Origin of the sequence: Streptosporangium sp. NPDC000095 (genome assembly GCF_042899335.1) — a bacterium.
Classification (GTDB): domain Bacteria; phylum Actinomycetota; class Actinomycetes; order Streptosporangiales; family Streptosporangiaceae; genus Streptosporangium.
In genome coordinates this window covers 388331-412889 of the sequence record NZ_JBIAZS010000003.1, presented here as the reverse complement: position 1 = coordinate 412889, position 24559 = coordinate 388331, and the positions used below count along the sequence as shown (strand labels likewise).

28 protein-coding genes are annotated in these 24559 nt (G+C 69.7%); 14 read left to right on the top strand and 14 right to left on the bottom strand.

Translation table 11 applies throughout. The features are described 5' to 3' along the window. Positions 1 to 100: 100 nt before the first annotated feature. A complete protein-coding gene (locus tag ACFY3V_RS10185) occupies positions 101 to 322 on the bottom strand; it encodes a hypothetical protein (protein ID WP_350945322.1) in 222 nt (73 codons plus the stop codon). Between the two features lie 143 nt (positions 323 to 465). Between ACFY3V_RS10185 and ACFY3V_RS10180 the strand changes: the two genes are divergently transcribed. The 4 genes from ACFY3V_RS10180 to ACFY3V_RS10165 all read left to right on the top strand — a co-directional run bounded on the left by ACFY3V_RS10180 (position 466) and on the right by ACFY3V_RS10165 (position 5044). Continuing rightward, positions 466 to 1731, top strand: coding sequence for a GAF domain-containing protein (locus tag ACFY3V_RS10180; RefSeq protein WP_389771959.1), 1266 nt, complete (start codon positions 466 to 468; stop codon positions 1729 to 1731). Between the two features lie 98 nt (positions 1732 to 1829). Next, on the top strand, positions 1830 to 3347 hold the full coding sequence (adh, locus tag ACFY3V_RS10175) for an aldehyde dehydrogenase (RefSeq protein ID WP_362899871.1): 1518 nt from the start codon (positions 1830 to 1832) through the stop codon (positions 3345 to 3347). Further along, positions 3347 to 3796: a DUF779 domain-containing protein gene (locus ACFY3V_RS10170; RefSeq protein ID WP_389771955.1), complete on the top strand. Its 450-nt coding sequence runs from the start codon at positions 3347 to 3349 to the stop codon at positions 3794 to 3796. The genes adh and ACFY3V_RS10170 overlap by 1 nt, the downstream gene beginning before the upstream one ends. A gap of 84 nt (positions 3797 to 3880) precedes the next feature. Further along, on the top strand, positions 3881 to 5044 hold the full coding sequence (locus ACFY3V_RS10165; protein ID WP_389771952.1) for a helix-turn-helix domain-containing protein: 1164 nt from the start codon (positions 3881 to 3883) through the stop codon (positions 5042 to 5044). Positions 5045 to 5151: 107 nt separating this feature from the next. Here ACFY3V_RS10165 and ACFY3V_RS10160 read toward each other — a convergent pair whose 3' ends face one another. The 6 genes from ACFY3V_RS10160 to ACFY3V_RS10135 form a co-directional block, all read right to left on the bottom strand. Further along, complete coding sequence (locus tag ACFY3V_RS10160; protein ID WP_350945315.1) at positions 5152 to 5376, bottom strand: hypothetical protein; 225 nt, start codon at positions 5374 to 5376, stop codon at positions 5152 to 5154. 107 nt (positions 5377 to 5483) lie between these two features. Beyond that, a complete protein-coding gene (locus ACFY3V_RS10155; protein WP_362899865.1) occupies positions 5484 to 6098 on the bottom strand; it encodes a TetR/AcrR family transcriptional regulator in 615 nt (204 codons plus the stop codon). Between the two features lie 134 nt (positions 6099 to 6232). Continuing rightward, positions 6233 to 6700, bottom strand: coding sequence for a hypothetical protein (locus tag ACFY3V_RS10150; RefSeq protein WP_362899863.1), 468 nt, complete (start codon positions 6698 to 6700; stop codon positions 6233 to 6235). A 259-nt stretch (positions 6701 to 6959) separates the two neighbouring features. Continuing rightward, positions 6960 to 7772 (bottom strand): SAM-dependent methyltransferase, encoded by an 813-nt coding sequence (locus ACFY3V_RS10145; RefSeq protein WP_362899861.1) that lies wholly within the window; start codon positions 7770 to 7772, stop codon positions 6960 to 6962. Between the two features lie 145 nt (positions 7773 to 7917). After that, a complete protein-coding gene (locus ACFY3V_RS10140) occupies positions 7918 to 8832 on the bottom strand; it encodes a helix-turn-helix transcriptional regulator (protein ID WP_362899859.1) in 915 nt (304 codons plus the stop codon). 190 nt (positions 8833 to 9022) lie between these two features. Beyond that, a complete protein-coding gene (locus ACFY3V_RS10135; protein WP_362899857.1) occupies positions 9023 to 9709 on the bottom strand; it encodes a DUF6907 domain-containing protein in 687 nt (228 codons plus the stop codon). A gap of 278 nt (positions 9710 to 9987) precedes the next feature. Between ACFY3V_RS10135 and ACFY3V_RS10130 the strand changes: the two genes are divergently transcribed. After that, entirely contained in the window at positions 9988 to 10464 is a 477-nt protein-coding gene (locus ACFY3V_RS10130; RefSeq protein ID WP_389771945.1) for a PepSY domain-containing protein, read from the top strand. A 103-nt stretch (positions 10465 to 10567) separates the two neighbouring features. On the opposite strand, the gene ACFY3V_RS10125 is transcribed toward ACFY3V_RS10130, so the two are convergent. Further along, positions 10568 to 11281 (bottom strand): hypothetical protein, encoded by a 714-nt coding sequence (locus ACFY3V_RS10125; RefSeq protein WP_389771942.1) that lies wholly within the window; start codon positions 11279 to 11281, stop codon positions 10568 to 10570. A gap of 134 nt (positions 11282 to 11415) precedes the next feature. Here ACFY3V_RS10125 and ACFY3V_RS10120 point away from each other — a divergent pair, with 134 nt between their 5' ends. Together ACFY3V_RS10120 and ACFY3V_RS10115 are read left to right on the top strand one after the other, a co-directional pair. After that, the gene (locus ACFY3V_RS10120; protein WP_350945307.1) at positions 11416 to 11664 is read left to right on the top strand and encodes a hypothetical protein; all 249 of its coding nucleotides are present in this window, start codon (positions 11416 to 11418) and stop codon (positions 11662 to 11664) included. Between the two features lie 109 nt (positions 11665 to 11773). Further along, complete coding sequence (locus ACFY3V_RS10115; protein WP_362899851.1) at positions 11774 to 12070, top strand: hypothetical protein; 297 nt, start codon at positions 11774 to 11776, stop codon at positions 12068 to 12070. A 60-nt stretch (positions 12071 to 12130) separates the two neighbouring features. On the opposite strand, the gene ACFY3V_RS10110 is transcribed toward ACFY3V_RS10115, so the two are convergent. Next, positions 12131 to 12757, bottom strand: coding sequence for a uridine kinase (locus ACFY3V_RS10110; protein ID WP_389771938.1), 627 nt, complete (start codon positions 12755 to 12757; stop codon positions 12131 to 12133). Positions 12758 to 13046: 289 nt separating this feature from the next. Here ACFY3V_RS10110 and ACFY3V_RS10105 point away from each other — a divergent pair, with 289 nt between their 5' ends. Beyond that, positions 13047 to 13442 (top strand): isoamylase early set domain-containing protein, encoded by a 396-nt coding sequence (locus ACFY3V_RS10105; protein ID WP_350945304.1) that lies wholly within the window; start codon positions 13047 to 13049, stop codon positions 13440 to 13442. Between the two features lie 131 nt (positions 13443 to 13573). Here ACFY3V_RS10105 and ACFY3V_RS10100 read toward each other — a convergent pair whose 3' ends face one another. Continuing rightward, the gene (locus ACFY3V_RS10100; protein WP_362899847.1) at positions 13574 to 14017 is read right to left on the bottom strand and encodes a DUF6789 family protein; all 444 of its coding nucleotides are present in this window, start codon (positions 14015 to 14017) and stop codon (positions 13574 to 13576) included. Between the two features lie 88 nt (positions 14018 to 14105). Continuing rightward, positions 14106 to 15218, bottom strand: coding sequence for an acetate/propionate family kinase (locus tag ACFY3V_RS10095; protein WP_362899845.1), 1113 nt, complete (start codon positions 15216 to 15218; stop codon positions 14106 to 14108). Positions 15219 to 15582: 364 nt separating this feature from the next. Between ACFY3V_RS10095 and ACFY3V_RS10090 the strand changes: the two genes are divergently transcribed. Beyond that, a complete protein-coding gene (locus ACFY3V_RS10090; RefSeq protein WP_350945302.1) occupies positions 15583 to 15930 on the top strand; it encodes an STAS domain-containing protein in 348 nt (115 codons plus the stop codon). Between the two features lie 147 nt (positions 15931 to 16077). Here the strand turns inward: ACFY3V_RS10090 and ACFY3V_RS10085 are convergent, their stop codons facing one another. Next, entirely contained in the window at positions 16078 to 16296 is a 219-nt protein-coding gene (locus ACFY3V_RS10085; protein ID WP_362899841.1) for an EF-hand domain-containing protein, read from the bottom strand. Between the two features lie 155 nt (positions 16297 to 16451). Between ACFY3V_RS10085 and ACFY3V_RS10080 the strand changes: the two genes are divergently transcribed. From ACFY3V_RS10080 to ACFY3V_RS10070, 3 genes are all read left to right on the top strand, one after another. Next, positions 16452 to 16931, top strand: a complete 480-nt coding sequence (locus tag ACFY3V_RS10080; RefSeq protein WP_362899839.1) for a GNAT family N-acetyltransferase — start codon at positions 16452 to 16454, stop codon at positions 16929 to 16931. A gap of 406 nt (positions 16932 to 17337) precedes the next feature. Continuing rightward, positions 17338 to 18414 (top strand): lytic polysaccharide monooxygenase, encoded by a 1077-nt coding sequence (locus ACFY3V_RS10075; RefSeq protein WP_389771931.1) that lies wholly within the window; start codon positions 17338 to 17340, stop codon positions 18412 to 18414. A gap of 188 nt (positions 18415 to 18602) precedes the next feature. Further along, positions 18603 to 19163: a cellulose binding domain-containing protein gene (locus ACFY3V_RS10070; protein ID WP_389771928.1), complete on the top strand. Its 561-nt coding sequence runs from the start codon at positions 18603 to 18605 to the stop codon at positions 19161 to 19163. A 147-nt stretch (positions 19164 to 19310) separates the two neighbouring features. Here ACFY3V_RS10070 and ACFY3V_RS10065 read toward each other — a convergent pair whose 3' ends face one another. Together ACFY3V_RS10065 and rpmG are read right to left on the bottom strand one after the other, a co-directional pair. Beyond that, positions 19311 to 19556, bottom strand: coding sequence for a type B 50S ribosomal protein L31 (locus ACFY3V_RS10065; protein WP_350945297.1), 246 nt, complete (start codon positions 19554 to 19556; stop codon positions 19311 to 19313). A 2-nt stretch (positions 19557 to 19558) separates the two neighbouring features. Next, a complete protein-coding gene (rpmG, locus tag ACFY3V_RS10060) occupies positions 19559 to 19723 on the bottom strand; it encodes a 50S ribosomal protein L33 (RefSeq protein WP_350945296.1) in 165 nt (54 codons plus the stop codon). A 713-nt stretch (positions 19724 to 20436) separates the two neighbouring features. Here rpmG and iscB point away from each other — a divergent pair. Both iscB and ACFY3V_RS10050 read left to right on the top strand, forming a co-directional pair. Beyond that, on the top strand, positions 20437 to 21744 hold the full coding sequence (gene iscB / locus ACFY3V_RS10055; protein WP_389771923.1) for an RNA-guided endonuclease IscB: 1308 nt from the start codon (positions 20437 to 20439) through the stop codon (positions 21742 to 21744). Between the two features lie 87 nt (positions 21745 to 21831). Next, positions 21832 to 24222 (top strand): Tex family protein, encoded by a 2391-nt coding sequence (locus tag ACFY3V_RS10050; RefSeq protein WP_389771920.1) that lies wholly within the window; start codon positions 21832 to 21834, stop codon positions 24220 to 24222. Positions 24223 to 24559: the final 337 nt, after the last annotated feature.

Sequence of the window (24559 nt, the reverse complement as noted above, 5' to 3'; positions counted from 1 at the left end):
CCTGGGCATCAGGGGGCATGACGAGTCGACGAGGCGGCTCCCTCACCCGGGAGCCACGACAGGCAGAACGCTACGCAACGACCACGGAGAGTGAAAGGGATTACCCCGAATAGGCCATGGCACGATCAGGACATCCGGCGCCCGCCGACCGGTGCTCCTCGCGACCCGGGCGCGACACGGCGGTCGCGAGGTCACGGAGCCGGTCGGCGAACGCGAGCGCCTGCTCCGGTGTCATGCGGGGCTCGACGCCGACGTAGAAGACCACGATGTCCCCGCTCGGGGAGGTCGTGGCGGCGAAAGGAAGGGAGGGGGTGATAACCATGATGGAGCCATCCTTCCCTGCCCCACCGACAATTCGCAGGTCCTTTTACGCTCGCCCGAGATGTGAACGCGCGTCCCGAAGGGGTGCGTCCCGGCGCACGGTGAGGCATCATCACGGTAGGCGTCGACGGGTTTGAGGCAGGCATGGAAGGAAGCCAGGCGCTACGCCGGCATCGCACCAACCTGGAGCTGGAGTGGGCACGCTGGGTCCAGGGCGGGCGTCCGCATGACCGCGAGCGGCTCAGGAAGGAGATCGTCGACTCCTGGGGCCGGTCCATCGCGACGGTGAGACCCGAGCAGGACAGCGCCCCCGAGGAGGGCGAAGCCCTGCAGCGCTGGAGAGCCTCGCCGTTGCGCGAGCCCCTGGCCACGGTCGCCGACGAGCTGCGCGGGATCGCCGAGGACGGCGGTTTCATCGCGGCGGTCACCGACGAGACGGGCACCATCATGTGGACCTGCGGCGGCCGGGTCATGCGACGGCGGGCCGAGGCGGTGAACTTCGCCCCGGGAGGTCGCTGGGACGAACAGGCCATGGGCACCAACGCCCTCTCCCTCGCGCTGCGCACCGGCCGCCCGACCCAGGTGTTCTCGGCCGAACACCTGGTGCGTGCCCTGCACGGGTGGGTCTGTTACTGCGCCCCGATCCGGTCCCCCGGCGGCCGGGTTCTCGGCGTGCTCGACCTGTCGAGCACCTGGGAGCGCTCGCATCCCCTCGCCATGCCCGCGTTGCACACCCTGGTCGGCGCCATCGAGAGCCGGCTGGCCGAACGGATGAGCCCTCCGTCCGCGAGCGGACCCTCCGTTCAGGGCTTCTTCGCCGGAGGTACCGGCAAGAAGAGCGGCCTGCGGCTGCGCGCCCTCGGCGGCGCCGAGCTGACCCGTGACGGCGTTCCCCTGAAGCTGCCCCCTCGCCAGCTGGAGATCCTCACCCTGCTCGCTCTCTCGGGACCGCAGGGCCCCGGGATGTCCCCCGAGCGGCTGATGGACGAGCTGTACGGCGAGCGGCACGTCGCCGCGACCACCCTCAAGGCGGAGGTCTCCCACCTGCGGCGGGCGCTCTCCGGCGCGCTGGCCACCCGGCGCTACGAGCTGACCGCGCCCCTGGACTGCGACGCCGTCGAGGTGCTCGCCGCGCTGGGCGCCGGGCGGGTGGAGACGGCGGCGCGGCTCTACGGCGGTCCTCTGCTGCCGTGGTCGGACGCGCCGGGGGTCAGGACCTGGCGCGAGCACATCGAGGTCGCGCTGCGTGAGGCGGTGCTGCGCTGGCCCGGTCCGGGTCCGGTGTTCCGCTTCGGCGAGCTGCACCCGTACGACCTGGAGATACACGAGCGGACCCTCGCGGTCCTCGGGGCCGATGACCCGCGCAGGGCCGTGGCGCTCGCCCGCCACCGCACGGCGCGGAGCGACTGACCTCGCCCCTCCCCCGGCATCGGCCGGACGCCAACCTTTCACCAACCTCGGCCCTCCATCGTTGGCTCTGTTACAGCCATGTGAAGGAAGGCGGAGTCATGGTCTACACACCACCCGGTTCCGAAGGAAGCATCGTCACCTACGCCGCCCGGTACGACAACTTCATCGGCGGCGAGTGGGTGCCCCCGGTGAACGGGGAGTACTTCGACAACCCGAGCCCGGTCACCGGGAAGACCTTCACCAGCGTGGCCCGCTCCACCGCGGCCGACGTCGACCTGGCGCTGGACGCCGCCCACCGCGCGGCCGACTCCTGGGGCCGGACCTCGCCCGCCGAACGGTCGAACATCCTCAACCGGATCGCCGACCGTATCGAGGAGAACCTGGAGCGGCTCGCCGTCGCCGAGACCTGGGAGAACGGCAAGCCGGTGCGCGAGACGCTCGCCGCGGACCTGCCGCTCGCCGTCGACCACTTCCGCTACTTCGCCGGGGTGATCCGCGCCCAGGAGGGCGGGATCAGCCAGCTGGACGAGGACACCGTCGCCTACCACTTCCACGAGCCGCTGGGCGTGGTGGGCCAGATCATCCCGTGGAACTTCCCCATCCTGATGGCGGTGTGGAAGCTCGCCCCCGCCCTGGCCGCGGGCAACTGCGTCGTCCTCAAGCCCGCCGAGCAGACTCCCGCCAGCATCCTGCTGGTGATGGAGCTCATCGCCGATCTGCTCCCGCCCGGTGTGATCAACGTCGTCAACGGGTTCGGCGCGGAGGCGGGCCGGCCTCTCGCCTCCAGCCCGCGCGTGGCGAAGGTGGCCTTCACCGGCGAGACCACGACCGGGCGGCTGATCATGCAGTACGCCTCGGAGAACATCATCCCGGTGACGCTGGAGCTCGGCGGTAAGAGCCCGAACATCTTCCTTCCCGACGTCACGGCCTCCGACGACGACTTCCTGGACAAGGCCGTCGAGGGTTTCGTGATGTTCGCCCTGAACCAGGGCGAGGTGTGCACCTGTCCCTCGCGGGCCCTGATCCACGCGTCCATCTACGACGAGTTCATGAGCAGGGCGCTCGACCGTACCAGGGCGATCGTCGGCGGCGACCCGCTGGACCCGGCCACCATGATCGGCGCGCAGGCGAGCAACGACCAGTACGAGAAGATCCTGTCCTACATCGACATCGGGCTGAAGGAGGGGGCCGAGCTGCTCACCGGCGGCGGCCCGCGCACGGTTCCCGGTCTGGACGGCGGCTACTACATCGAGCCGACGGTCTTCAAGGGCAGTAACGACATGCGCGTCTTCCAGGAGGAGATCTTCGGGCCGGTCGTGTCGGTGACGACCTTCGACTCGGAGGACGAGGCCCTGAAGATCGCCAACGACACCCTGTACGGCCTGGGCGCCGGGGTGTGGACCCGCGACGTGAACGCCGCCTACCGGTTCGGCCGGGCGATCAAGGCCGGGCGGGTGTGGACCAACTGCTACCACGCCTATCCCGCGCACGCCGCGTTCGGCGGTTACAAGCAGTCGGGCATCGGCCGCGAGAACCACAGGGCGATGCTGGACCACTACCAGCAGACGAAGAACATGCTGGTCAGCTACTCGCCCAAGAGACTGGGCTTCTTCTGATGCCGACCGGCCCCACCGGTGAGCCGCATCCGCTCCGAGTGGAGCGGGTGCGGCTCAGCCCCGCGGCCGAGGAACTGCTGACCGTGCTCCACCGGCGACACGGCCCGTTGATGTTCCACCAGTCGGGCGGTTGCTGCGACGGCAGCTCGCCCATGTGCTATCCCCGGGGCGAGTTCCGGGTCGGCGGCGTGGACCTGCTGCTGGGCGTGCTGGCTCTGGACACCCCGTTCTGGATCAGCGCCTCCCAGTACGCCTACTGGCGGCACACCCATCTCACGGTGGACGTGGTTCCCGGCCGTGGCAGCGGATTCTCCCTGGAGGCCCCCGAGGGGGTGCGCTTCCTCATCCGCTCCCGGCTGTTCACCGACGAGGAGGCCGAGCGGATTCTGGCGGAGCCTCACCCACCGAGCGGCGCCGACCGTGATACGGGGACATACAACATCAAATAGGGTCACAGCGGGAGTACGATGCACGGAAATGAAGTGTCGGCGGTGATCGCCTGACACCGGGCGAAGCGTGAGCGGAGGTCGCCCATGGACCGGCGGAACTCCGCACAGAGCCCGCAGGCCGTCGCCGACGCGTTCGACCAGGGGCGGCTCACCCAGGCCAGGCAGCTGGCGGGGATGACGAAGAAGGACCTCGCCGAGCGGATCGGGGTCACCCCCGCGGCGGTGGGACAGTACGAGACGGGCATGAGCCGCCCCCGGCCCGACCTCGTTCCCCGCCTGGCCGACGCACTCGGCGTGCCGCCGGCGTTCTTCCTGCTGGGCCGCCCGCACGGCAGGCTGGACGGCTCCATCGCGCACTTCGGGAGCCCGCGCTCCGCCCGCGCGTACCAGCGGGCCAAGGCCGCGGCCTTCGTCGAGCAGGTCTGGGAGCTGGCCCACGCGCTGGAGAGTCAGGTCGGGCTGCCCCCCGTCGTCCTTCCCGGTCCCTCCGGCGGCGAGGTCCACTCCGGCGTGGAGCCGCCCGGCGACCCCGCCCGGGCCGCCCGCGCGCTGCGGAGGCTCTGGGGGCTGGGCGCCGGCCCGCTGTCGCACCTCGTCCGGCACATGGAGGCCCACGGGATCGTCGTGGTCTTCCTCCCACCCGGCAAGGACGACGAGGACGACAAGGACACCATCACGGTGGACGCCTTCTCCACCTCCCGGCTGCCCCGCCCGATCGTGGTGCTGACCGCCAACCGGTGCGACGACGTTCACCGCCACCGGTTCACCGCCGCCCACGAGCTCGGCCACCTGGTGCTGCACGGCGACACGGCCTCGGGAGACGTCCGGCAGGAGCGGGAGGCCGACGTCTTCGCCGCCGAGTTCCTCACCCCGCGCGACAGCATCCTGCCGGAGCTGCCGGACCGCCTCGACCTGCGCGGGCTGGTCGAGCTCAAGCGCACATGGGGCGTGCCGGTCGACTCCCTGCTGCATCGCTGCCGCGAGGCCGGCCTGATCTCCGATTCCGCGGCGAGCCGCGCCCACCGGCGGCTCAAGACGTTGCGCGACCAGCCGGGCTTCGCCGCCGAGCCGATCGGCGGCCACCCCGACGAGCAGCCCGTGCTGCTGCACCGGGCCTTCGAGCTCGCCGTCTCGCAGACCGGCCTGACCACGGAACTGCTCGCCGCCCAGCTGGCCTGGCCCGTCTCACGGGTGCGCGAACTGCTCGACCTGCCCGACCGTCGCCCGGCGCTGCGTCCGGTGCCCTGACCGCTCCTTCGCGGCACCTGCCGCCGGTCGCGCCGTGCGGTGACGCTCGTCGCGACCGCTTCGCGGAGCCTCCCCCCGTGACCACCCCGCGTCGCCCCGCCACCCGCTCACTCGCCCTCGACACGCTCCCTGATCCACTCCAGGCCGTCCTGCCAGGAGGCGAAGGCCTGGAGATAGCGGCCGTCGCGGGCGTGGAAGGCGTGGTATCGGAAATCTCCGTCGCTGCCCGTGCGAATCAAGTCGTAAATATCGCCCTTTGAGCGATACCAGACACATTCACCGTCGGCGGGACGCGAGGATGATGCGTAGGCGAACTCACGCGTGATGGACATGGGACGGATGCTACGGACCGGCGAATCAGCAGGCAATGCCGCGTCTATTTCATTCAGGGATAAAGTTCGCCCCCGCCGATAATTCTGCTGGAAACGCCTACGCGGGATCACCCACCGCCGGCGGCGGGCGCGGGACGGCCACCGCCGGCGGGCGCGGTGAGCTGGTCGATCAGCATCGCCAGCCGCCGCTCGTGGTGGGCCGCCGGGAGACGTCCGCTGCGGGTGAGGGTGACGAGTCCGTGCACTGACCCCCAGGCGATCTCGGCGAGGACTCCGGTGTCGCGGTCGTCGGCGAAGGCTGCGATCGCCTCACGGAATTCGGCGAAGGCGGCCTGGAGCGGGGCCGGCGTGCCGGGACGGCCGAAGGGCAGGTCGACGGCGAGGGTGAGCATGGCGTCGTACAGCGACGGGTTCAGCCGGGCGAAGTCGGCGTAGGCGTGGATCAGGGCGGAGAGGGCCTCGCGCGGATCCTCCGCCCTCAGTCGGGCCTTTCCCAGCTCCGCGGTGAGCTCGGCGAAACCCTCCAGCGCGACGGCCGCCACGATGGCGTCCTTGCCCGCGAAGTGGCTGTAGAGGACCGGCTGGCTGTATTCGATGCGTTCGGCGAGACGGCGCGTCGTGACCGCCTCCCACCCCTCGGCCTCGGCCAGCTCGCGGGCGACCGTCACGATCAGCCGACGGCGCCGCGCCCGCTCGCGCTCACGGCGCTCCTGTGTGGACATCACGCTGATGCTAGCACCGCTATTAAGTCGCCCCTTGTTATTAATAACGCCGCTCGCACATCTAGCACCGCTATGACAAGCGGCGCCCCCGCCCGCACCGGGCGCTCACCCGGTGCGGAGCAGGGGGGCACATGTCACCCGGCGGGCGGTGTGGAGGTCGGGGTCACCCGGTGGTCGGTCAGGTGCAGCTCTCCTCCGAGCGTCACGCGCAACTCGTCCAGGACCTTCCTGGCGCCGAGTACGGTCCACAGTTCTCCGACGAGGTGGGGGTTGTACTCCGGCGCCTGGTCCATCCACTGGTCCTTGCCGGACTGGGTGACGAAGGTGCTGATGAAGAACTGACCGACGGAGGTCTTGCAGGCTCCCGTCCGGATGTCGACCGCGTCGACCTGGATCCTGGGCTTGCAGTCGACCTTCTTCGCGAGCTGCTCGACGGTCGGAGGCGGGCCCGCGGGGACTGCGGGGACGGCGTTTCCGGCCGCGGCGGGGGCGCTCGCGGGCTGGTCCGCGCTGCAGGCGAGGGAGAAGGACAGGGTGAGGATCACCGTGGCGACCACCCGGAGGTTCCTGGCGACACCGGTCCGGCGCGAATGTGTCAACATCCTTCAGATACGCTCACCGGCCCCGGCGGGTTCACCGTTCGCGGGCGTCGCCGATCGGGAGCGCGGTCACCGTGTCTCGCGCCGAGGGCGCCCGAACGGAACCGAGGGTCCCGTGAGGGACCCGGGGACCGGAAAGGACGTCGTGCCCCCCGCTCCGGGTGTCCCACGGCCCCGCCAAGGTTCCGCGCTCCGGGATTTCACACTCTTCCGAGGTTCCCGTCCGCGCTCCGGGGAGGAACGCGGACGGGAGACGAGACTTCTACGGGACCCGCCCGACGGCTCCCACGGTGACGGCGCCGGCTCCCGGCGGGATGACGACGTCGCCGGCGTCGGGCCTCCAGTCGTAGACGGGCACCAGGCCGGGTTCGAGCACCTCCAGCCCGTCGAACAGGCCGCGGATCTGGGTGAGGGTGCGGGGGAAGATGCCGCCCGCCGTGGTCGTCCCGTAGACGCCGCGGCCCTGCCGGACCTGTTCCTCGGTGAGGTCGCCGGAAGTGACATGGGAGATCACCAGGTGGCTGCCGGAGACCAGCCGCTTCCCGAAGGAGGCGGCGATGTCGGCGACCTCCTTGTCCTCGGCGACGAAGTGCAGGATGGACACCATGAGGACGGCGACCGGCTGGTCGAAGTCGATGCGCTCGCGAACCTCCGGATGGTCGAGGATCGCCCCCGGTTCCCGCAGGTCACCGGGGATCACCACGGTCTGCGTGTTGTCGGCGAGAAGTGCGCGGGCGTGGACGAGCACGATGGGGTCGTTGTCGACGTAGACGACCTGGGAGTCCGGCGCCTCGCGCAGGACGACCTGGTGCACGTTCTCCTGGGTCGGCAGTCCCGTGCCGATGTCGATGAACTGGCGGATTCCCGAGGCGGCGAGATGCCGCACGGTACGCCCGAGGAAGGCGCGGTTGGAGCGCGCCACGTCCTTGACGTTGGGGACGAGTTCAACGATCTTCTCGGCGGCGATCCGGTCGGAGGCGAAGTTGTCCTTGCCTCCCAGGTAGTAGTCGTACATACGAGCCACACTCGGGACCGTAGGGTCGATTCCCGGCGGAGCCTGCTCGTGTTCAGTCATGTCCTCGCCTTCACCATCTCTTTCTCGAATGGTAGACGAGTGATCGACGCCTTCAGATCATGAACCGACATTTCGTCTGATGACCGAATGCGGTTTCCCCAGGTCAGCGGACCTCACCGGTCCCGTGAAACCACGCCGAACCGCATCAGACCGAGAGTTCCTCGCGGAGGTCGCGCAGGAACCGCTTGCTCTCGGAGACGGAGTACGCCTGGATGCACAGACGGTCCATGACCTGCATGTAGTGGTCGGTCTCTTCGAGCTTGTCCACGTAGAGGGCGCTGGTGAGCTGCTCCATGTAGACCACGTCGGGCAGGTCCCGCTCGGGGAAGCGCAGGATGGAGAACGGACCGCCGGCCGCGGCGTGGCCGCCCCGCTCGAACGGCATGATCTGCAGCCTGACATTGGGCAGTTCGACCACGTCGAGCAGGTGGTCGAGCTGGGCGCGCAGCACGTGGGGGCCGCCGATGGGCCGCCGCAGCACGGCCTCGTCCATCACGGCCCAGAGCGTCGGGGCGTCCGGCCTGGTCAGGCGCTTCTGGCGGGCCATCCGCAGCGAGACGCGGCGGTCGACCTCGTCGGTGGAGGCGGCGCCGTGCACGAGCATGATGACGGCCCGCGCGTATTCGGGACTCTGCAGGAGGCCCGGGACGAACTGCACCTCGTAGGTCCGGACGATCGAGGCGGCCTCTTCGAGCCCGACGTAGACCTCGAACCAGTTGGGCAGCAGATCTCCGTACTTGTGCCACCAGCCGGGGGCGTTGGCCTGGCGGGCCAGCGTGAGCAGCGGGGCCCTTTCCTCGGGGTCGGTCACCCCGTACATCGTCAGCAGGTCCGCGACGTCGCGTTCCTTGAAGCCGACCCTCCCGAGCTCCAGCCGACTGATCTTGGCGTGGGAGGCACGGATGGCGTAACCGGCCTGCTCGCGGGTGATGTCCTTGGCGACGCGCAGCCTCCGCAGCTGGGCGCCGAGCAGAATCCGCAGGATCGTGGGACCGCCACCACCCGCGTACGCGAGAACGCCACCCTGCTCACCGCTGTCTTTCGCGGTCTGTCCGGCCATGCGGGCTCCCTGTCGCGCCTTCCTACGGTGCCACAGTTTCACACATACAGCGTGTTTCGCACAGCTCCGCCGGACACGCACTTGCGTTTGCACTTGCATCTGCGACTGCAGATAGCTACAAATCTACCTTTGTAGGCGAATGTCGGTGAATTCATCACCCCTAGGGAATCGCCGGTAAAGCCGCTCGGCCCTACAGCCCCGCGGCGAGGTCCCCCGAGTCCTCGTACGCGTCGTCGCGGAGGGTTCCCCGGTTCGCGGCGGTACGGCGCGACAGCATGCCGCGCACGATGTCGCACAACTCGCTCGTCTCCCTCGGCGACAGCACCCGGCTGAGACGGCGCTCGACCACTCCCCCGCTCAACGGCGCCGGCGCCCTGGTCACGTCGAGGTACCCGGACAGGTACGCGATCCTGAACAGCTTCTCCTGCGAGGGCGACACGGCGGTGGGGGCGGACACCTTGACCGGCCCCGTCGCGCCCTGCCCGTCGCGGGACATCTCCAGCCCGGGAAGCAGCAGGTGCGCGGCGGCCCGCTGCAGGGCGAGCCCGTACGCGCGCATGGACCCGTCGGGCGAGAAGGCGACGATCGAACGTCCGACGGCCTCCGCGGAGTCCGGTGACAGGTCGGCGATGCCGGTCTCCGCACCGAGGCAGGTGTAGACACGCACGACCCGCTCCCCCACGTACCCCGGCTGGACGTGCTGGGAGAGCGTGACGGTCACCGTGGACCCGTCGGGGTTGCGCAGCTCGGCGATGTCGGCCGTGTGGGTGACGTACGTGGTGGAATGCTCGCGCTCGCACCACGAGGGGCACGAAGCCTCCGAGCGGAGGCGAGGAGTCCCTGCAGGGACTCCTCGCCAGGCCGTGATGTCGTCCATCCCAGTCCTTCCGGCGTGGAGATCCGCGTCATCGACGACGCGAGGGCACGACGGCGGATCGCGCCCGGACCCGAGCCGGACCAGGCGACTGGTCCCGGCTCGCGCCGTCGATTTCGAGGTCGCTTTCACCGGCAGGTACGCAGCATCGGCATGGCCGGTTCATCGGGAAAGGGCCGACGGGGGGCGAAATCCGAGGCCCGGAACCGCTCGACGGTCTTAACCTGCCTTTAGGGTTGCCGCAGCGTGCCGCTAACGACGCCCCCGGCAAGCTTTGGGACATGCGAAACACGACGAAACTCACCATCGCCGCCGCCGGACTCCTCGCCGTCGTCACCGGAGGTAGCGCAGTAGCCTTCGCCGGAACCGCGACGCCCACTCCGGCCCCCAGCGGTACGGCGACGACTCCCGCGCCGGTCAACGAGACGCCGGGGACCGGCACCGCTCCCGCGACCCCCGCGCCCGGAGAGGCGGAGGCCAAGGTCGGCCGGGACGCGGCCATCAAGATCGCCCAGGACAAGGTTCCCGGCGCCAAGCTCGTCAAGACCGAGTTCGACGGCGACGAGACTCCCACCAAGTGGGAGATCGAGTTCCATGAGGGTGACGTCGAGCACGAGTTCGACGTCGACGCCACCACCGGCGCGATCCTGGAGCACGAGCAGGAGACCGAGACCGCCGCGGAACGGGCCGCCGACGCCGCCGATGACGCCAACGACATCGACGATGACGATGACGATGACGACCAGGACGACGACTGACATAAAGACGAACAGTGACAAGGAGCCCGTGACACCTCGCGTGTCACGGGCTCCTTGTCCATGCCGGCCGAACGCGACGGCGGTCACCGGACACGGGAGGGGGTCACCGAGGCGGAACGCCGGTGATCCGGCCCCGCCGCATCCGGTGGACGAGCGCGGCGAGGATCGTGACCCCCGCGACCCCCGCGAGCGCCGTCACCGCGTACCCGCGCCGCCACCAGGTTCCCCGCTCCACGACCGCGACGGTGGTCGTCTCTCCTGGCGAGCCTCCGGCGGGTGCCGCCGGGGTGGCGACGGGCGTGGGAGTGGCGGACCTGTACGGGAGGAAGCCGGGAGTGCCGTCACCGAGGGGAATCCTCGGCGGGCGAATCGCCCCCCAGTGATCCTCCTCAGGCGGCTGCTGGCCGGTGATCGCCGGCCTGAGGTCCGGGGGAACCGGGGCGACCTCCAACCGTCCCGGCACGGCCAGGGTGCCGATCCGGTAGGACGGGAACCAGCCCTGGATCGCGGTCACCTCCCAGGTGCCCTTGGGCAGGGAGACCGCGGTGGCGTAGTGGGCGGGCTCCTTCAGCGCCACGCCGGGGAACCGGAGCGTCTTCTTCCCGTCGGTGAACTCCAGCGCGACCTCACCCAGGTCGTCACCCTCGTACGGATGGGTGCCGTGCTGGAGCAGCCAGAAGCCGAGGGTGTACGTCGTGTCCGGGCTCGTCACCGGGACCGGGTCCATCACGGTGAGTGCCCAGCCTCCCGCCCGCGCCGGGGCGCCCAGGGCCAGCAGGGGGACGATGAGCGCCAGAAGTAAAAGAATTCTTCTCATGCGGGAGATACACCGGTCGAGTCGATCAGGTTCCGCCACCGCGCGATGCGTCTCCCGGTCACCGGGCCGCTATGGCCCGGAGCGTGAGGTCAAGGCCGTGGAGTCAAGGCCGAAAGCAGGGGTATGGACAGCGAATGAGTCTTCAGGAAGAACTGCGGCAGGTCGAAGAGGACCTGGAGAGACTGCGTGCCGAGGTCGCGGAGCTGCGTGGGCAGGTGGGAGAGATCGGCCCCACCGACGCCGTCGAACGGGCAATGTTGATCAATCAGGCCGACGAGCAGGAGATCCTGGTCGGCGAGCTCGAAGCCAGGCGCGACGACCTTCTCAAACGCCTGGGCGAGGACGACGAGCGAGACCCCTCGAAAACGCGCGGCACGACGTAGCGAGACGGGCTTAACCCGCTGGAAGCAGCCCCACCTGCGGTTCGCCACATTCGGTTATCCGCCATCTCGCTGGGTAACCATAAGGACGAACCATCATCAGGGGGATGAAATGATCAATATGCTTCACAAGATGGGCGTGAAGTCCAACATGATGTACGCCGCCGGAATCGCCTCGGTCGGCGCGTCGATCGCGGCGTGGTTCACGTCGAACGCGCAGGAGAGGGCGGGGATCGAGCGAGCGGACCACTGGGGGATCTTCATCGGCGAGTGGGCACCGACCTTCTTCGCGATGGGGATCGCGCTGCGCATGGAGGAGACCCGCGAGGAGATGCGGCCCTCCCTGGAGCAGGGGTCGGTCGCCGAGTCGTACTCCGAGCGCAGGACGCCCTCCCGCGCGGGCGTGTAGCACCGTCACCGGAGGATCGAAGGCGGGACGCGTCAGGGGGACGTGCCCCGCCTTCGCCCGTCACGGGGTGACCAGGGCCGGATGTCTCGGGTCGTCGACGCGGACGACCACGTCGGCGAGCTCCGCCGGGGCGACCTCCTCCTCGTAGCGCGCGTAGGCGGGCAGCGTCCAGTGCAGCTCCTCCGGGGTGCGCCGGGAGAGCGCGCCCGGCGAGAGCCTCAGGTGCACGGTCAGCTCGAACGGCAGCCCCCGGCCCAGCAGCAGGGGGCCGGCCAGCAGCAGCACACCGCCCGGGGGGACCGTGACGTACGGCGCACGGGTGGCCCTGTCGACGGCGCTGTCCCACAGCGTGGGCAGCACCTTTCCCGACCGGCCCGGGTCGAGCGGTCCCAACACCTCTCTGACCAGCCCTCCGTAGTCGAACCAGTCGGCGTAGAAGGAGTCCGGGTCGGTCCGGCCGTACTCGAAACGCAGCGAGGCCGGGCGCAGGAAGTCGGCGGTGGAGACACGGAGCACCTCCCTGCCGCGCAGCCGGAGCGGGCCCACCAGCGCGTCGGCGAGTTGCTCCGGCCGCGTCGCGGGAGCCCCGTCGAGCGCGACGCGCACCCAGGAGTCGCGGGGCTCCGCGGCCACCCGGTCGGCGAGTTCCTCCACCAGCGAGGAAGGGGAGATAGGCCGTATGTCCACCCCACCATCCTGGCCGACGCGCGCCGCCTCCGGCGGGACCGGTCAACCATCCCGGTCGGGTCAAGGTCGAACGTAATGCCGATCAAATATCGGTCTGTCCGGGTTGTCCGGCCGCTACGGGCGGTAACGATCCATATGGATCGACGGCTCGGCCGTGACCGGGCGTCGGCCTCCAGATCGCGTCACGTCCACGTCGGCGCGATCCGGTAGTTGGCGTGATCTTCACGTCTTTCCGCAACCGAGATCACGGCACGTTACGCACGGAGACAGCGATGTCAGGAGGACTTCAGTGATCAAGCGCGGTAAGCCGACCAAGAACGGCCAGGTCAAGCTGACTTTCACCATAGTGGAGAGCCCGACCCGCGGAGGGGTCTCGCTGGTCGGTGACTTCAACGGCTGGGACCCCTACGCCCATCCCATGCGGCGCAGGGACGACGGCACCTATCAGGTGAGCCTGATGGTTCCCGCTCACCAGCCCATCCGCTTCCGCTATCTCGCGGAGGGCGGCGTGTGGTTCGACGACGCGGACGCCGACCACCACGACGAGCACGGCGGCCGGATCAACCCCGCCGACGTCCAGGAGGCTCCTGAGAGCCCAGGCGCGGCGCGCACCGCGGTCGGCAAGCCGATACGGCAGACGCTCTCGGCCGGGCAGCCGGTCACGGCCTCGGTGGCCTCCTCCTAGCACCTCGGTGACCGTTCGCAGGAGCGGGATCCCCCGGACGGAACCGTTCCACCGGCTCCGCGATCATCGTTGCGGCTCGTGCCTTCCCCGTCCCGGCCCATTTCCGGCGGGGACGCGGAGGGTGCGGGCCGTCAGGTCTCGCGCCGGGGGCCGTTCACCGCGAGGGCGAGCATCGCGCCGTACACCACGTGGCCCGCGGCCATCACCGCCTGACGTCCCGGCTGATCCTCGTCGATCGGCGGCAGGACCTCCAGTTTCGGCACCCAGCCCTGGTAGCTGACGAACCAGATGGCCAGCCCGTAGGCCACCCCGAGCGTCACCGGGGCACGGCGTCCCCCGCAGAGCAGGGCGAACGCGGCCCCGCCCGTGGCGCCGAAGCCGAAGTGGGCGATCGCGCCCAGTGCTCTCTCCCCCGACTTGGGCCGGTGCCTGTGGCCAGGCAGGAGGCCGCGGACGATCCTCTTGGGAGGCTGATCCCTCATGAGCCCCGCGCGTTCCCCGGCGAGCATCACGGCGCTCATCGCCGCCGTGGCCAGAACGCCGCTCCCCGCGCCCCTGACGAGATCACGAATCACGATCCTTACCCCTGCCTTTCCGGTGAAAGTCCTCGAAACGTCGGCGGGATTCCTCGAAACGAAGATCCTCGAACGGCGGCCGGTCCCCTCACGGATGCCCGCCGAGCGCGCCGAGGGTCTCTCTGGCGAGTTGCAGTTCCTCTCTCGGCCTGACCACCAGTACGGGCACGGACGCGCCGGGCGCGCTGACCGTCCCGTCGGTGTCGAGGTCACCGCGGGCGGGCGGCTCGACGCCGAGCAGGGAGAGCCTTCCGCAGACGGCCTCGCGGACCTCCGGCTGGTCCCAGCCGATCTCCCCGGTGAACACGAGCGCGTCGAGCCGGTCCAGGCTCGTCGCGGCGGCGGCGATCTCCCGGCTCACCCGATGCGCGAACACCTCCAGGGCCAGCGCGGCGGCCGGATCCCCTGAGGCGACCAGTTCCCGGGTGTCTCCCGACTTCCCGTCGGAGAGGCCGAGCAGGCCCGAGTGGTGTTCCAGTCCTTCACGCAGTTCGTCGAGCGTGAGCCGGGAGTCCGACAGCAGCCACAGCAGCATGCCGGGATCGACGCTCCCGGACCGTTTGCTCATCGGGACCCCCTCCAGCGGGGTGAATCCCATCGAGGTGTCCACGCTGCGGCCGTCGCGGACGGCGCACACCGAGGAGCCTCCGCCGAGGTGGGTCAGCACGACCTGGAGGGTGCCCGCGGGCCGGTCGAGCATCTCCGCGGCCCTTTCCAGCGTCCAGGCGTACGACAGGCCGTGAAAGCCGTAGCGGCGCAGGCCGTAGCGGCTCCTCCACTCCGCGGGCAGCGCGTAGGTGGCGGCGCTGTCGGGAAGTTCGGCGTGGAAGGCGGTGTCGGGGCAGAGCACGTGCGGGATGTCGGGCAGCCTGTTCCGGGCGGCCTCGACGAGCGCGAGCGCGGGCGGTACGTGCAGCGGGGCGAGATCGGCGTACTCCCCCACCGCTCGCAGTACGCCGTCGTCGACGACCGTCGGCTTCCGAACCGCCTCGCCTCCGTGGACGAGGCGGTGGCCGACAGCGGCGAGGTCGGTGCCGGGGGCGGCGTCGAGGAAGTCCGTGATCGCCCGCTCGGCCGTGCCGGGGTCGAGACTCTGCTCGCTGTGCTCGGTGCGCAGGACCTGACCGTCCCGGACGAGGTGGAGTTGCAGGCTCGACGATCCCGCGTTGACGGTGAGCACCGCCGGATCAGTGGTTCCCATCTTCCTCACGTGCCCGGGGGCGGATGGGACAAACGGCGCCCCGCGGCGGCCCGCCGTCCGTCACCGTGCGTGAGAATCCGTGGGTATCCCGGGGGTATCCGCGGGTATCCGGGGTGAGGACGCCGCCCCTCGTCTCACCGCGACGGCCTGGTCCTGTGAGGTCCCGCACCGAGAACGAAACCGGAGCGCGGCGATCTACCTCCGTATTCCTTGACCGCTGACGGTTCGCAATCACTTGTTGAACTGTCATGAGCGACGGGCGTACGGTGGGGGTAACGGCACCCGTCCTTCGTACGGCTCCCGACAGGGCGCTGTCTCCAACCGCCGTAGACAGCGGGGCGATATGACTCGACTTTCCGTAAGCATGGACGCGCACCCGCACTTCTCCGTGGTGACCTTGGTCGGCGACCTGGACAAGTCCTCGGCACCGCTGCTCGAGGAGAAAATCGCGGAGTACATGAGGCGCGGTCACGTCTGCCTCGTCGTCGACACGACGGGGGTGGGATTCTGCGACTCCACGGGCATCTGGGTGCTGCTGACGAGCCTGCGACGCGCCTACGAGCGGAAAGGCTGGCTGCGCCTCGTCGGCGTGCACGGATTCCTCGGCCGCCTGCTCGATCTGACCAGGCTGCGCGAGGCGTTCCCCATCGACTCCACCGTCGAGGAGTCACTGCGCGAGGTCTCCGACAGTCACGTTCCGGTCCCGCGCTGACCCTCGCCGTCTCCGGTGAGCGCGGTCAGACCCGCGGTGGCGCCCGACGTCACCGAGGGAGAACGCCGAGAGAAGATCGCGCGAGGTGGCACCCGTTCTTCGAGGGGGCCACCGGTTCCGGTGGCCCCCTCGAAGAACGGGGAACGGTCAGTCTCGGGAAACCAGGCGGACGAACTCCTCGAACGAGAGCCGGCCGTCGCCATCGGAGTCGCCGTTCTGGTTCAGCGATCCGATGGCCTCGGCGGGCAGGGCGGGAAAGTGCTCACCGAACTCCCGCTCCGTGATGAATCCGTCGCCATCGATGTCGATGGCCGCGAACGCCTCCCTGAGCTCCGCCAGCCGCTCCCCGTGGGGTTCTGTCGACATGGTGACCCGCCTTTCTCAACGACCCGCACTTCGATCAGCAGACAACTTACGGGAGGCGTCTCCCGTACAGCCATGCGACCCTATATAACACCTTTTATCACCGAAAATCCTTTTCTAACTCGTCCCCGACCGCGGCCCCGCCCTAGACTTCGAGCATGATTCGCCCCGCAACGCCGGACGACGTCCCGGCGATCATCGACATGATCCGTGGACTCGCGGAGTACGAGAAGGCGCTGGACAAGGTCGAGAACACCCCCGACATGCTCCACGAGACGCTCTTCTGCCCCTCCCCCAGCGTGTTCTGCCACATCGCCGTCGACGGGGAGAGGATCGCGGGGTTCGCGATCTGGTTCGTCTCCTACTCCACCTGGCTCGGCACCCACGGGATCTATCTCGAAGACCTCTTCGTCCATCCGGCCCACCGGGGCGGCGGGCACGGCAGGAGGCTGCTCGCCGAACTGGCGGGCATCTGCGTGGAGCGCGGCTACGGCCGCTTCGAATGGTCGGTGCTCGACTGGAACACTCCGGCCATCGACTTCTACCGGGCGATCGGCGCGGAACCGCTCGACGAGTGGGACAGGTACCGCCTCACGGGGCCCGCACTGGAGAAGGTCGCGGCGGGAAGAACGCGGTAGCCCCGCAGGAAAGGCGCGGCGGCCCCGCGAGGAAAGGCATCTCGCCCAGGGCCCGTCCCTTCACCGAAGACCGGCCGGAAATCCTCCGGCCGGTCTTTCGTTTTTCCCCACCGTTTTCTCCTACACCTCGAAGATCCGCAAGTCCTTCGCTCTCCACCTGGTGCGACCCTTCCCGCGAAGACTCACCACAGGGCACCCCAACCGTGAACCTTTCATTGGGTGAAATCACCCCGTAACCCCCTGAACTGGTACAACAAGCCGCTACCTCACGGTGAAAGAAGCACTCCGTTTACACCCCCGCAACCTGCGACCTAGAGTCCGTCTCGCGTGAGCGCCTCACCGCCATTGATCAATGCCTCGTCACCCCCTCGAAAGGGATGGTAATTCTGTGAGTAAATGGCGAAGTATGGCTGTCGCCGGTGTGGTCACTTTCATGACCGCGCTGCTCGCCGTCGTTCTCGTTCCCCTGCCGGCCTCGGCGCACGGCGCGATGATGGTGCCCGGCAGCCGGACGTATTTCTGCTGGCAGGACGGCCTCTCCCCGCAGGGGAACATCGTGCCGATCAACTCGGCGTGTTCGGCGGCGGTTGCCCAGAGCGGGGCGAACTCGCTGTACAACTGGTTCAGCCTGCTGCGGTCCGACGGAGCCGGGCGAACCCGCGGGTTCATCCCCGACGGCCAGGCGTGCAGCGGCGGCAACCCGGGCTACAGCGGGTACGACCTGCCGAGTGCCAACTGGCCGGTGACGCACCTGACCGCGGGCGCGAACATCCAGTTCAAGTACAACAAGTGGGCCGCCCACCCCGGCTGGTTCTACCTCTACATCACCAAGGACGGCTGGAACCCCAACCGGGCTCTGACCTGGGATGACCTGGAGTCGGAACCCTTCCACACGGCCGACCACCCGCAGAGCGTCGGAAACCCGGGGACCAACGACGCCAACTACTACTGGAACGCCAGGCTCCCCTCCGGCAAGTCGGGCCGCCACATCATCTACTCGGTGTGGAAGCGCTCCGACAGCGCCGAGACGTTCTACAACTGCTCCGACGTCGTCTTCGACGGCGGCAACGGCCAGGTGACCGGAGTCGGCCGTTCGGGCAACAACCCGGACCCGACCCCGACCCCGACCCCGACCCCGACCGTGAGCCCGACCCCGAACCCGACGCCGACGCCGAACCCCGGCACCGGAGCGTGCACCGCCACCTACAAGACCGTCAGCTCCTGGTCGGGCGGTTACCAGGGCGAGGTGACCGTGCGCAACTCGGGATCGGCCACCATCAACGGCTGGACGACGACGTGGACACTCGGCAGCGGTAGCGCCATCAACAGTCTGTGGAGTGCCACGCACACCACGTCCGGATCCACCGTCACGGCCAAGAACGTCGACTGGAACCGCACGATAGCCCCCGGCGCCTCGACCACCTTCGGGTTCACCGGATCGGGCACCAGCGGCTCTCCGAGCGTCACCTGCTCCAGCCCCTGATGTAACGCGGTCCCCGCCGGTGCCACCGGCGGGGACCGACCCGTCTCCCCCTCACCCCGTTCGTCCCCACAGACCGACAGACCGACGGATGAGCGGACCGGCAGACCGCCGGGCCGCCACAACCGCACCGGATCACCGCCCCTCCCCACGGCCGCCGCGCCCTCGTGAAAAGGGCGGAAGGGAGTCCCGTGCCGTTCAGCACGAAGATCGCGCCACTGCTGGGCCTCGTCTCGCTCGGAGCGGCGGTGGCCCTGGTCGCGGGCGCCTGCGCCGGCCGGACCCAGGAGAGCGGGCACACCGCGGCGCACCCGCTCTCCCAGCACGTCACCCAGGTGTCCCCGTCCGTCCAGGGGAACCCCCCGGCGGCCCCGTCCGATGACGGCAACCCGCCGGCATCATCGTCCTCCGCGCCCCTCCACGAGGACACGGACACCCCTGCCCCGGACACCAAGAGGTGTCAGGCGACGGTCACCCTGGTGGAGTCGTGGCCCGGCGGCTACCGAGGCGCCGCGACGATCACCAACACCACCGACAAGCCGATACGCGACTGGTACATCCAGTGGATGCAACCGCGCGAGGCGACCTTCACCCAGTCGTGGAACGGCACCCACATGCAGAGTGGCCCCGTCGCGATGCTGCACGCCCCCACCGAGAAGCCGTCGCTGGCGCCGGGGGCGACCGCCACCGACATCGGCTTCGTGGGGTCCGCCACCACACCCCCGACCTTCACCGAGATCACCTGCGGCTGACGCGGCCCGGCCTGTCCACGGCCTGTGCACGGTGGCCCGCGCCCCGATGAGCGGTGCCGCGCGTCCCGGCGTGGCGGGGACGCGAGTCCCGGCCACCGGAAAACGGCACGGCCCCGGCCGAGGCCGGGGCCGGAATCGGTTCTGGGGTCAGCTCCTGCCGTAGCGCCGCTGGAAGCGCTCGACGCGCCCCGCCGTGTCGACGACCCGGCCGCGCCCGGTGTAGAAGGGATGACTCGCCGAGGAGACGTCGACGTCGACCAGCGGGTAAACGGCGCCGTCCTCCCACTCGACGGTCTTGCGGCTGCTGACGGTCGAACGGGTCAGGAAGGCGACACCCGCGCTCGGATCGCGGAAGACGACCGGGCGGTAGTCGGGGTGGATGCCCTTCTTCATGGCTATCTGTCCTCTCGGAACGGGACGTGCTGGCGGACGATCGGGTCGTACTTGACGAGAGTGAGCCGGTCGGGGTCGTTACGCCGGCTCTTGCGGGTCACGTAGGTGAAACCGGTGCCCGCCGTGGACCTCAGCCTGATCACCGGTCGCATCTCGTTCTTGGCCACGTCTGCTCCTCTCGGAGGGCGGATTACCCGACGCCGATGATAACGGTTTTCATTAGCCGGGCATTCCCGCCCCGCGCTCACCCGGGTTCGAGCGTGGGAGAAGATCCACTCGCTGGACACCGCCGGCCAGGCGGCGACCTGGAGGGTACGGGTGGACAGCACGGGGACGGCCCGGCCGCTCAGGGGCGATGTCGACACCGAGGACCCGGGTCGTCCAGGACGGCGGGGAGACCCCTCGGCTCACGCACCGGGTGACCGGAACCCCTGGCGGAAACACGGCCGCCACCGTCGAGCCTCCGACTCTCCGGGCCACCAGGGAGGTGAGGCGGTAACTTGGGACTGCCATCACAGAGGAAGAGAGATCGTCAACGACCCCGGTCTGAAGGCCGGGGCCTGAGGTGCCACATCGCGCACCGATAGCCCCACGTTGACCAGCCCCAGCCATCAGCTCAAGGAGGTGCATTTTGATGGCTACGTTGAACGCAAGACAGCAGACCCACCAGCGAATGCTTCCTCAGTTCGCTGCTCTGGAATCCGTGGGAGCAGACACCCCGCAAGGTCGGGACGAAACGGCTCACGGACACCGCCGCGAGGCGATACCTGGTGTTCAACATGGGCGAGGGGAGATCGAACGGGCCGGCACCCGGCCCGTTCGACGTCACCCCGGCCCGGCTTCGGCCGGAAAGGGAGCGGGCAGTCAAGCCCACCCGGCCGTGTTCGTCCTCGACAAGCACGGCCACCCGTTACAGCCCACGAGTCCGGCCTACGCGCGCAAACTCCTGCGTTCGGGCCGGGCGGTGGTTCACCGCCACACCCCGTTCGTCATCCGGCTGAAGGACCGCCTCCGAGACGAGTCCGCGGTTCCCGGCGTCGCGGTCGGCGTCGATCCCGGCTCCAAGCACACCGGCGTCGCCGTGTTCACCGAGCGCGACGGGAGCCGGGCCGGTAGGTACTCACTCCAACTCGACCACCGAGGCGGAGCGATCCGCGACAGGCTCGCCTCGCGGGCTGCGTCGCGCCGGGGCCGCCGTTCCCGGAACCTGCGTTACCGCGCTCCCCGGTTCTCCAACCGCACCAGGCCCAAGGGGTGGCTCGCACCGTCCCTACGACACCGCCTCGACACCACCATGTCGTGGGTGAGTCGGCTCACCCGCTGGGCACCCGTCACCGCCGTCCATGTGGAAAAGACGGCGTTCGACACCCACGCCATGTCGGCCGGACGGCCGCTCGAAGGAGTGGAATACCAGCAGGGCACCCTCGCCGGATACGAGGTTCGTGAGTATCTGCTCGCCACGTGGGGGCGCAGGTGCGCGTACTGCGGTAAGCAGGACGTGCCGGTGAACATCGACCACATCCACCCGCGTTCCCGGGGCGGCTCGGACCGGATCAGCAACCTCACCCTGGCCTGTATCGGCTGCAATCAGACCAAGAACGCCACCCCGGTCGAAGAGTTTCTGAAGGGAAAACCCGCTCTTCTCGCGAAGATCCTCAAGCAGACGAAAGTCCCGTTGCGGGACGCGGCGGCGGTCAACACCACCCGATGGGCGCTGTGGCGGGCGCTGAAGGCGACCGGGCTGCCGGTGTCCACCGGCTCTGGCGGTCGCACGAAGTGGAACCGGTCGCGCACCGGCGCGCCGAAATCGCACACCCTCGACGCGCTGCACGTCGGTGAGCTGGAGAGTGTCACCGCATGGCCTTCCACGGTCCTTGTGGTCAAGGCGACCGGTCGAGGCGCCTACGCCCGCACCACGTCAGACCGATACGGATTCCTCCGTCTTGTCCGGCCACGGATCAAGCTGCACCACGGCTTCCAAACCGGCGACCTGGTCCGCGCGAACGTCACGACAGGCAAGAAGGCCGGGGTTCACGTCGGACGGGTCCTGGTCCGCTCCTGCGGGAAGTTCGACATCACCACCCGGTATGGTCGCGTCGCCGGGATCAACCACCGCCATGTCCGTCATCTTCAACGCGCGGACGGCTACGGCTACACGACACAGAAAGAAGCTGATCGAGATGACTGACCGGTCAGGGAACGCTTGGGCCTTGGTAGCCCTCCCGCTCCCGATTCCTCCCGGGCCCGAAGACCGAGGCATCCTCGGGAGAACTTGGTGACCACGTCTATTCATCAGCGGATCGCCGAAGAGCTGGGTGTGCGCGAGCGGCAGGTGAGTGCGGCGGTGGACCTGCTCGACGGCGGGGCCACCGTGCCGTTCATCGCCCGCTACCGCAAGGAAGCCACCGAGATGCTCGACGACACGCAGCTGCGCACGCTGGAGGAGAGGCTGCGTTACCTGCGGGAGCTGGAGGAGCGGCGCACCGCGATCCTGGAGTCGATCGACGCCCAGGGCAAGCTCGACGACGCCCTGCGCGCGCAGATCCTCCTCGCCGACTCCAAGGCCCGCCTGGAGGACATCTACCTCCCGTACAAGCCCAAGCGGCGGACCAAGGCGCAGATCGCGAGGGAGGCGGGGCTCGAACCGCTCGCCGACGGTCTGCTCGCGGACCCGTCGGTCGATCCGCGGGCCGCGGCCGAGGCGTTCGTCGGCGAGGGGGTGGCCGACGCCGCCGCCGCGCTGGACGGTGCCCGCGCGATCCTGGTCGAGCGGTTCGGCGAGGACGCCGACCTCGTCGGCGAGCTGCGCGAACGGATGTGGACGAAGGGCCGCCTCGTCGCGGCGGTCCGCGAGGGCAAGGAGGAGGAGGGCGCCAAGTTCTCCGACTACTTCGACTTCGCCGAGCCGTTCATCAAGCTGCCCTCGCACCGGATCCTCGCGATGTTCCGCGGCGAGAAGGAGGAGGTCCTCACCCTCACCCTGGAGCCGGAGCAGGAGCCCACCGGCACCTACGAGGGCCGCGTCGCGCACCGCTTCGGCATCTCCGACCAGGGAAGGCCGGCCGACGCGTGGCTGGCCGACACGGTCCGCTGGGCCTGGCGCACCCGCATCCTCGTCCACCTCGGCATCGACCTGCGGACGCGCATGTGGCAGGCCGCCGAGGAGGAGGCGGTACGCGTGTTCGCCGCGAACCTGCGCGACCTGCTGCTCGCCGCGCCCGCCGGGAGCCGCGCGACCATGGGACTGGACCCCGGACTGCGCACCGGCGTGAAGGTCGCGGTGGTCGACGCGACGGGCAAGGTGCTCGCCACCGACACCGTCTACCCCCACGAGCCGCGCCGCCAGTGGGACCAGTCGCTGGCCACCCTCGCCACGCTGGCGAAGAAGCACGGCGTGGAGCTCGTCTCGATCGGCAACGGCACCGCCTCGCGCGAGACCGACAAACTCGCGGGCGAGCTGGTCAAGCTGGTCCCCGGCCTGACCAAGGTCGTGGTGTCCGAGGCCGGGGCCTCGGTCTACTCCGCCTCCGCGTTCGCCTCCCAGGAGCTGCCCGGTATGGACGTGTCGCTGCGCGGCGCCGTCTCGATCGCCAGGCGGCTGCAGGACCCCCTCGCCGAGCTGGTGAAGATCGACCCCAAGTCGATCGGCGTCGGCCAGTACCAGCACGACCTCGCCGAGACCAAGCTCTCCCGCTCTCTCGACGCCGTGGTGGAAGACTGTGTGAACGCGGTCGGCGTCGACGTCAACACCGCCTCCGCGCCGCTGCTCACCCGGGTCTCCGGCATCGGCTCCGGGCTCGCGGAGAACATCGTCCAGCACCGCGACGCCAACGGCCCCTTCCGTTCCCGCAAGGCGTTGAAGGAGGTGCCGAGGCTCGGTCCGAAGGCCTTCGAGCAGTGCGCGGGCTTCCTGCGCATCCGCGACGGCGACGACCCGCTCGACACCTCCAGCGTGCACCCGGAGGCGTACCCGGTGGTGCGGCGCATCCTGAAGAGCACCGGTGGCGACCTCGCGTCCCTGATCGGCAACGGTACGGCGCTGCGTGCCCTGCGTCCGCAGGAGTTCGTGGACGACACCTTCGGCCTGCCGACCGTCACCGACATCCTCGCCGAACTGGAGAAGCCGGGTCGCGACCCGCGTCCGGCCTTCAAGACCGCGACCTTCAAGGAGGGCGTGGAGAAGCTCTCCGACCTCAAGCCCGGCATGCTGCTGGAGGGCGTGGTCACCAACGTCGCCGCCTTCGGCGCGTTCGTCGACGTCGGTGTGCACCAGGACGGCCTGGTCCACGTGTCGGCGCTGTCGCACAGCTTCGTCAAGGACCCGCGCGAGGTGGTCAAGCCCGGCGACATCGTCCGGGTGAAGGTGCTCGACGTCGACATCCCGCGCAAGCGCATCTCGCTCACCCTCCGGCTGGAGGACGAGGTCAAGCCCGCGGGGCCCCGGGGACCGCGTGACCAGCGTGACCAGCGTGACCAGCAGGGTGGCGGCGGGCAGCGCCAGGGTGACGGCGGCGGCAGGCGCGGGGGCGGCCAGGGACGCGGCGGACAGGGCGGCGGACAGGGACGCGATCAGGGACGCGGCGACCGGCAGCGCAACGCGCCGAGCGGCGCGATGGCCGACGCCCTGCGTCGCGCGGGACTCGACGGCTCAGGCGGCAAACGCTAGACGTCCGCACCCGCGCACCCGCGGGGCACATCGCCGGGGACCGGCACGCGACGCCGTGTCCCCGGCGCGAGACCGACGACCGGCGACGGCGACTCCGTTCACGGACGGCGGCCTCTCACCGGCACGGGCCCGGCTCACGGACGGCTGCCCCTCACCACCCCGGCTCCGTTCGCGGACCGCGGCCTCTCACCGGCACGGGCCCGGCTCACGGACGGCTGCCCCGCGGGGGCGCGGCCCCGGGTATCCGTGAGCGCACCGGAGGAGTACGCACGCCGCCCTGTCCCGTCCAGAGCGTCGCCGCATCGGGTCTCTCGCACCCCCTCCGGCAGCGACCCGA

Excerpts from the sequence above, each read along its gene's own strand:
- ACFY3V_RS10135 (WP_362899857.1), bottom strand. The coding sequence starts at position 9,709 with ATGGACGACATCACGGCCTGGCGAGGAGTCCCTGCAGGGACTCCTCGC.
- ACFY3V_RS10125 (WP_389771942.1), bottom strand. The coding sequence starts at position 11,281 with ATGAGAAGAATTCTTTTACTTCTGGCGCTCATCGTCCCCCTGCTGGCC.
- adh (WP_362899871.1), top strand. The coding sequence starts at position 1,830 with ATGGTCTACACACCACCCGGTTCCGAAGGAAGCATCGTCACCTACGCC.
- ACFY3V_RS10170 (WP_389771955.1), top strand. The coding sequence starts at position 3,347 with ATGCCGACCGGCCCCACCGGTGAGCCGCATCCGCTCCGAGTGGAGCGG.
- ACFY3V_RS10165 (WP_389771952.1), top strand. The coding sequence starts at position 3,881 with ATGGACCGGCGGAACTCCGCACAGAGCCCGCAGGCCGTCGCCGACGCG.
- ACFY3V_RS10160 (WP_350945315.1), bottom strand. The coding sequence starts at position 5,376 with ATGTCCATCACGCGTGAGTTCGCCTACGCATCATCCTCGCGTCCCGCC.
- ACFY3V_RS10095 (WP_362899845.1), bottom strand. The coding sequence starts at position 15,218 with ATGGGAACCACTGATCCGGCGGTGCTCACCGTCAACGCGGGATCGTCG.
- ACFY3V_RS10065 (WP_350945297.1), bottom strand. The coding sequence starts at position 19,556 with ATGAAGAAGGGCATCCACCCCGACTACCGCCCGGTCGTCTTCCGCGAT.
- ACFY3V_RS10145 (WP_362899861.1), bottom strand. The coding sequence starts at position 7,772 with ATGACTGAACACGAGCAGGCTCCGCCGGGAATCGACCCTACGGTCCCG.
- ACFY3V_RS10180 (WP_389771959.1), top strand. The coding sequence starts at position 466 with ATGGAAGGAAGCCAGGCGCTACGCCGGCATCGCACCAACCTGGAGCTG.
- ACFY3V_RS10115 (WP_362899851.1), top strand. The coding sequence starts at position 11,774 with ATGATCAATATGCTTCACAAGATGGGCGTGAAGTCCAACATGATGTAC.
- ACFY3V_RS10155 (WP_362899865.1), bottom strand. The coding sequence starts at position 6,098 with ATGTCCACACAGGAGCGCCGTGAGCGCGAGCGGGCGCGGCGCCGTCGG.
- ACFY3V_RS10120 (WP_350945307.1), top strand. The coding sequence starts at position 11,416 with ATGAGTCTTCAGGAAGAACTGCGGCAGGTCGAAGAGGACCTGGAGAGA.
- ACFY3V_RS10085 (WP_362899841.1), bottom strand. The coding sequence starts at position 16,296 with ATGTCGACAGAACCCCACGGGGAGCGGCTGGCGGAGCTCAGGGAGGCG.
- ACFY3V_RS10075 (WP_389771931.1), top strand. The coding sequence starts at position 17,338 with ATGGCTGTCGCCGGTGTGGTCACTTTCATGACCGCGCTGCTCGCCGTC.
- ACFY3V_RS10130 (WP_389771945.1), top strand. The coding sequence starts at position 9,988 with ATGCGAAACACGACGAAACTCACCATCGCCGCCGCCGGACTCCTCGCC.
- ACFY3V_RS10090 (WP_350945302.1), top strand. The coding sequence starts at position 15,583 with ATGGACGCGCACCCGCACTTCTCCGTGGTGACCTTGGTCGGCGACCTG.
- ACFY3V_RS10080 (WP_362899839.1), top strand. The coding sequence starts at position 16,452 with ATGATTCGCCCCGCAACGCCGGACGACGTCCCGGCGATCATCGACATG.
- ACFY3V_RS10185 (WP_350945322.1), bottom strand. The coding sequence starts at position 322 with ATGGTTATCACCCCCTCCCTTCCTTTCGCCGCCACGACCTCCCCGAGC.
- ACFY3V_RS10140 (WP_362899859.1), bottom strand. The coding sequence starts at position 8,832 with ATGGCCGGACAGACCGCGAAAGACAGCGGTGAGCAGGGTGGCGTTCTC.
- ACFY3V_RS10150 (WP_362899863.1), bottom strand. The coding sequence starts at position 6,700 with ATGTTGACACATTCGCGCCGGACCGGTGTCGCCAGGAACCTCCGGGTG.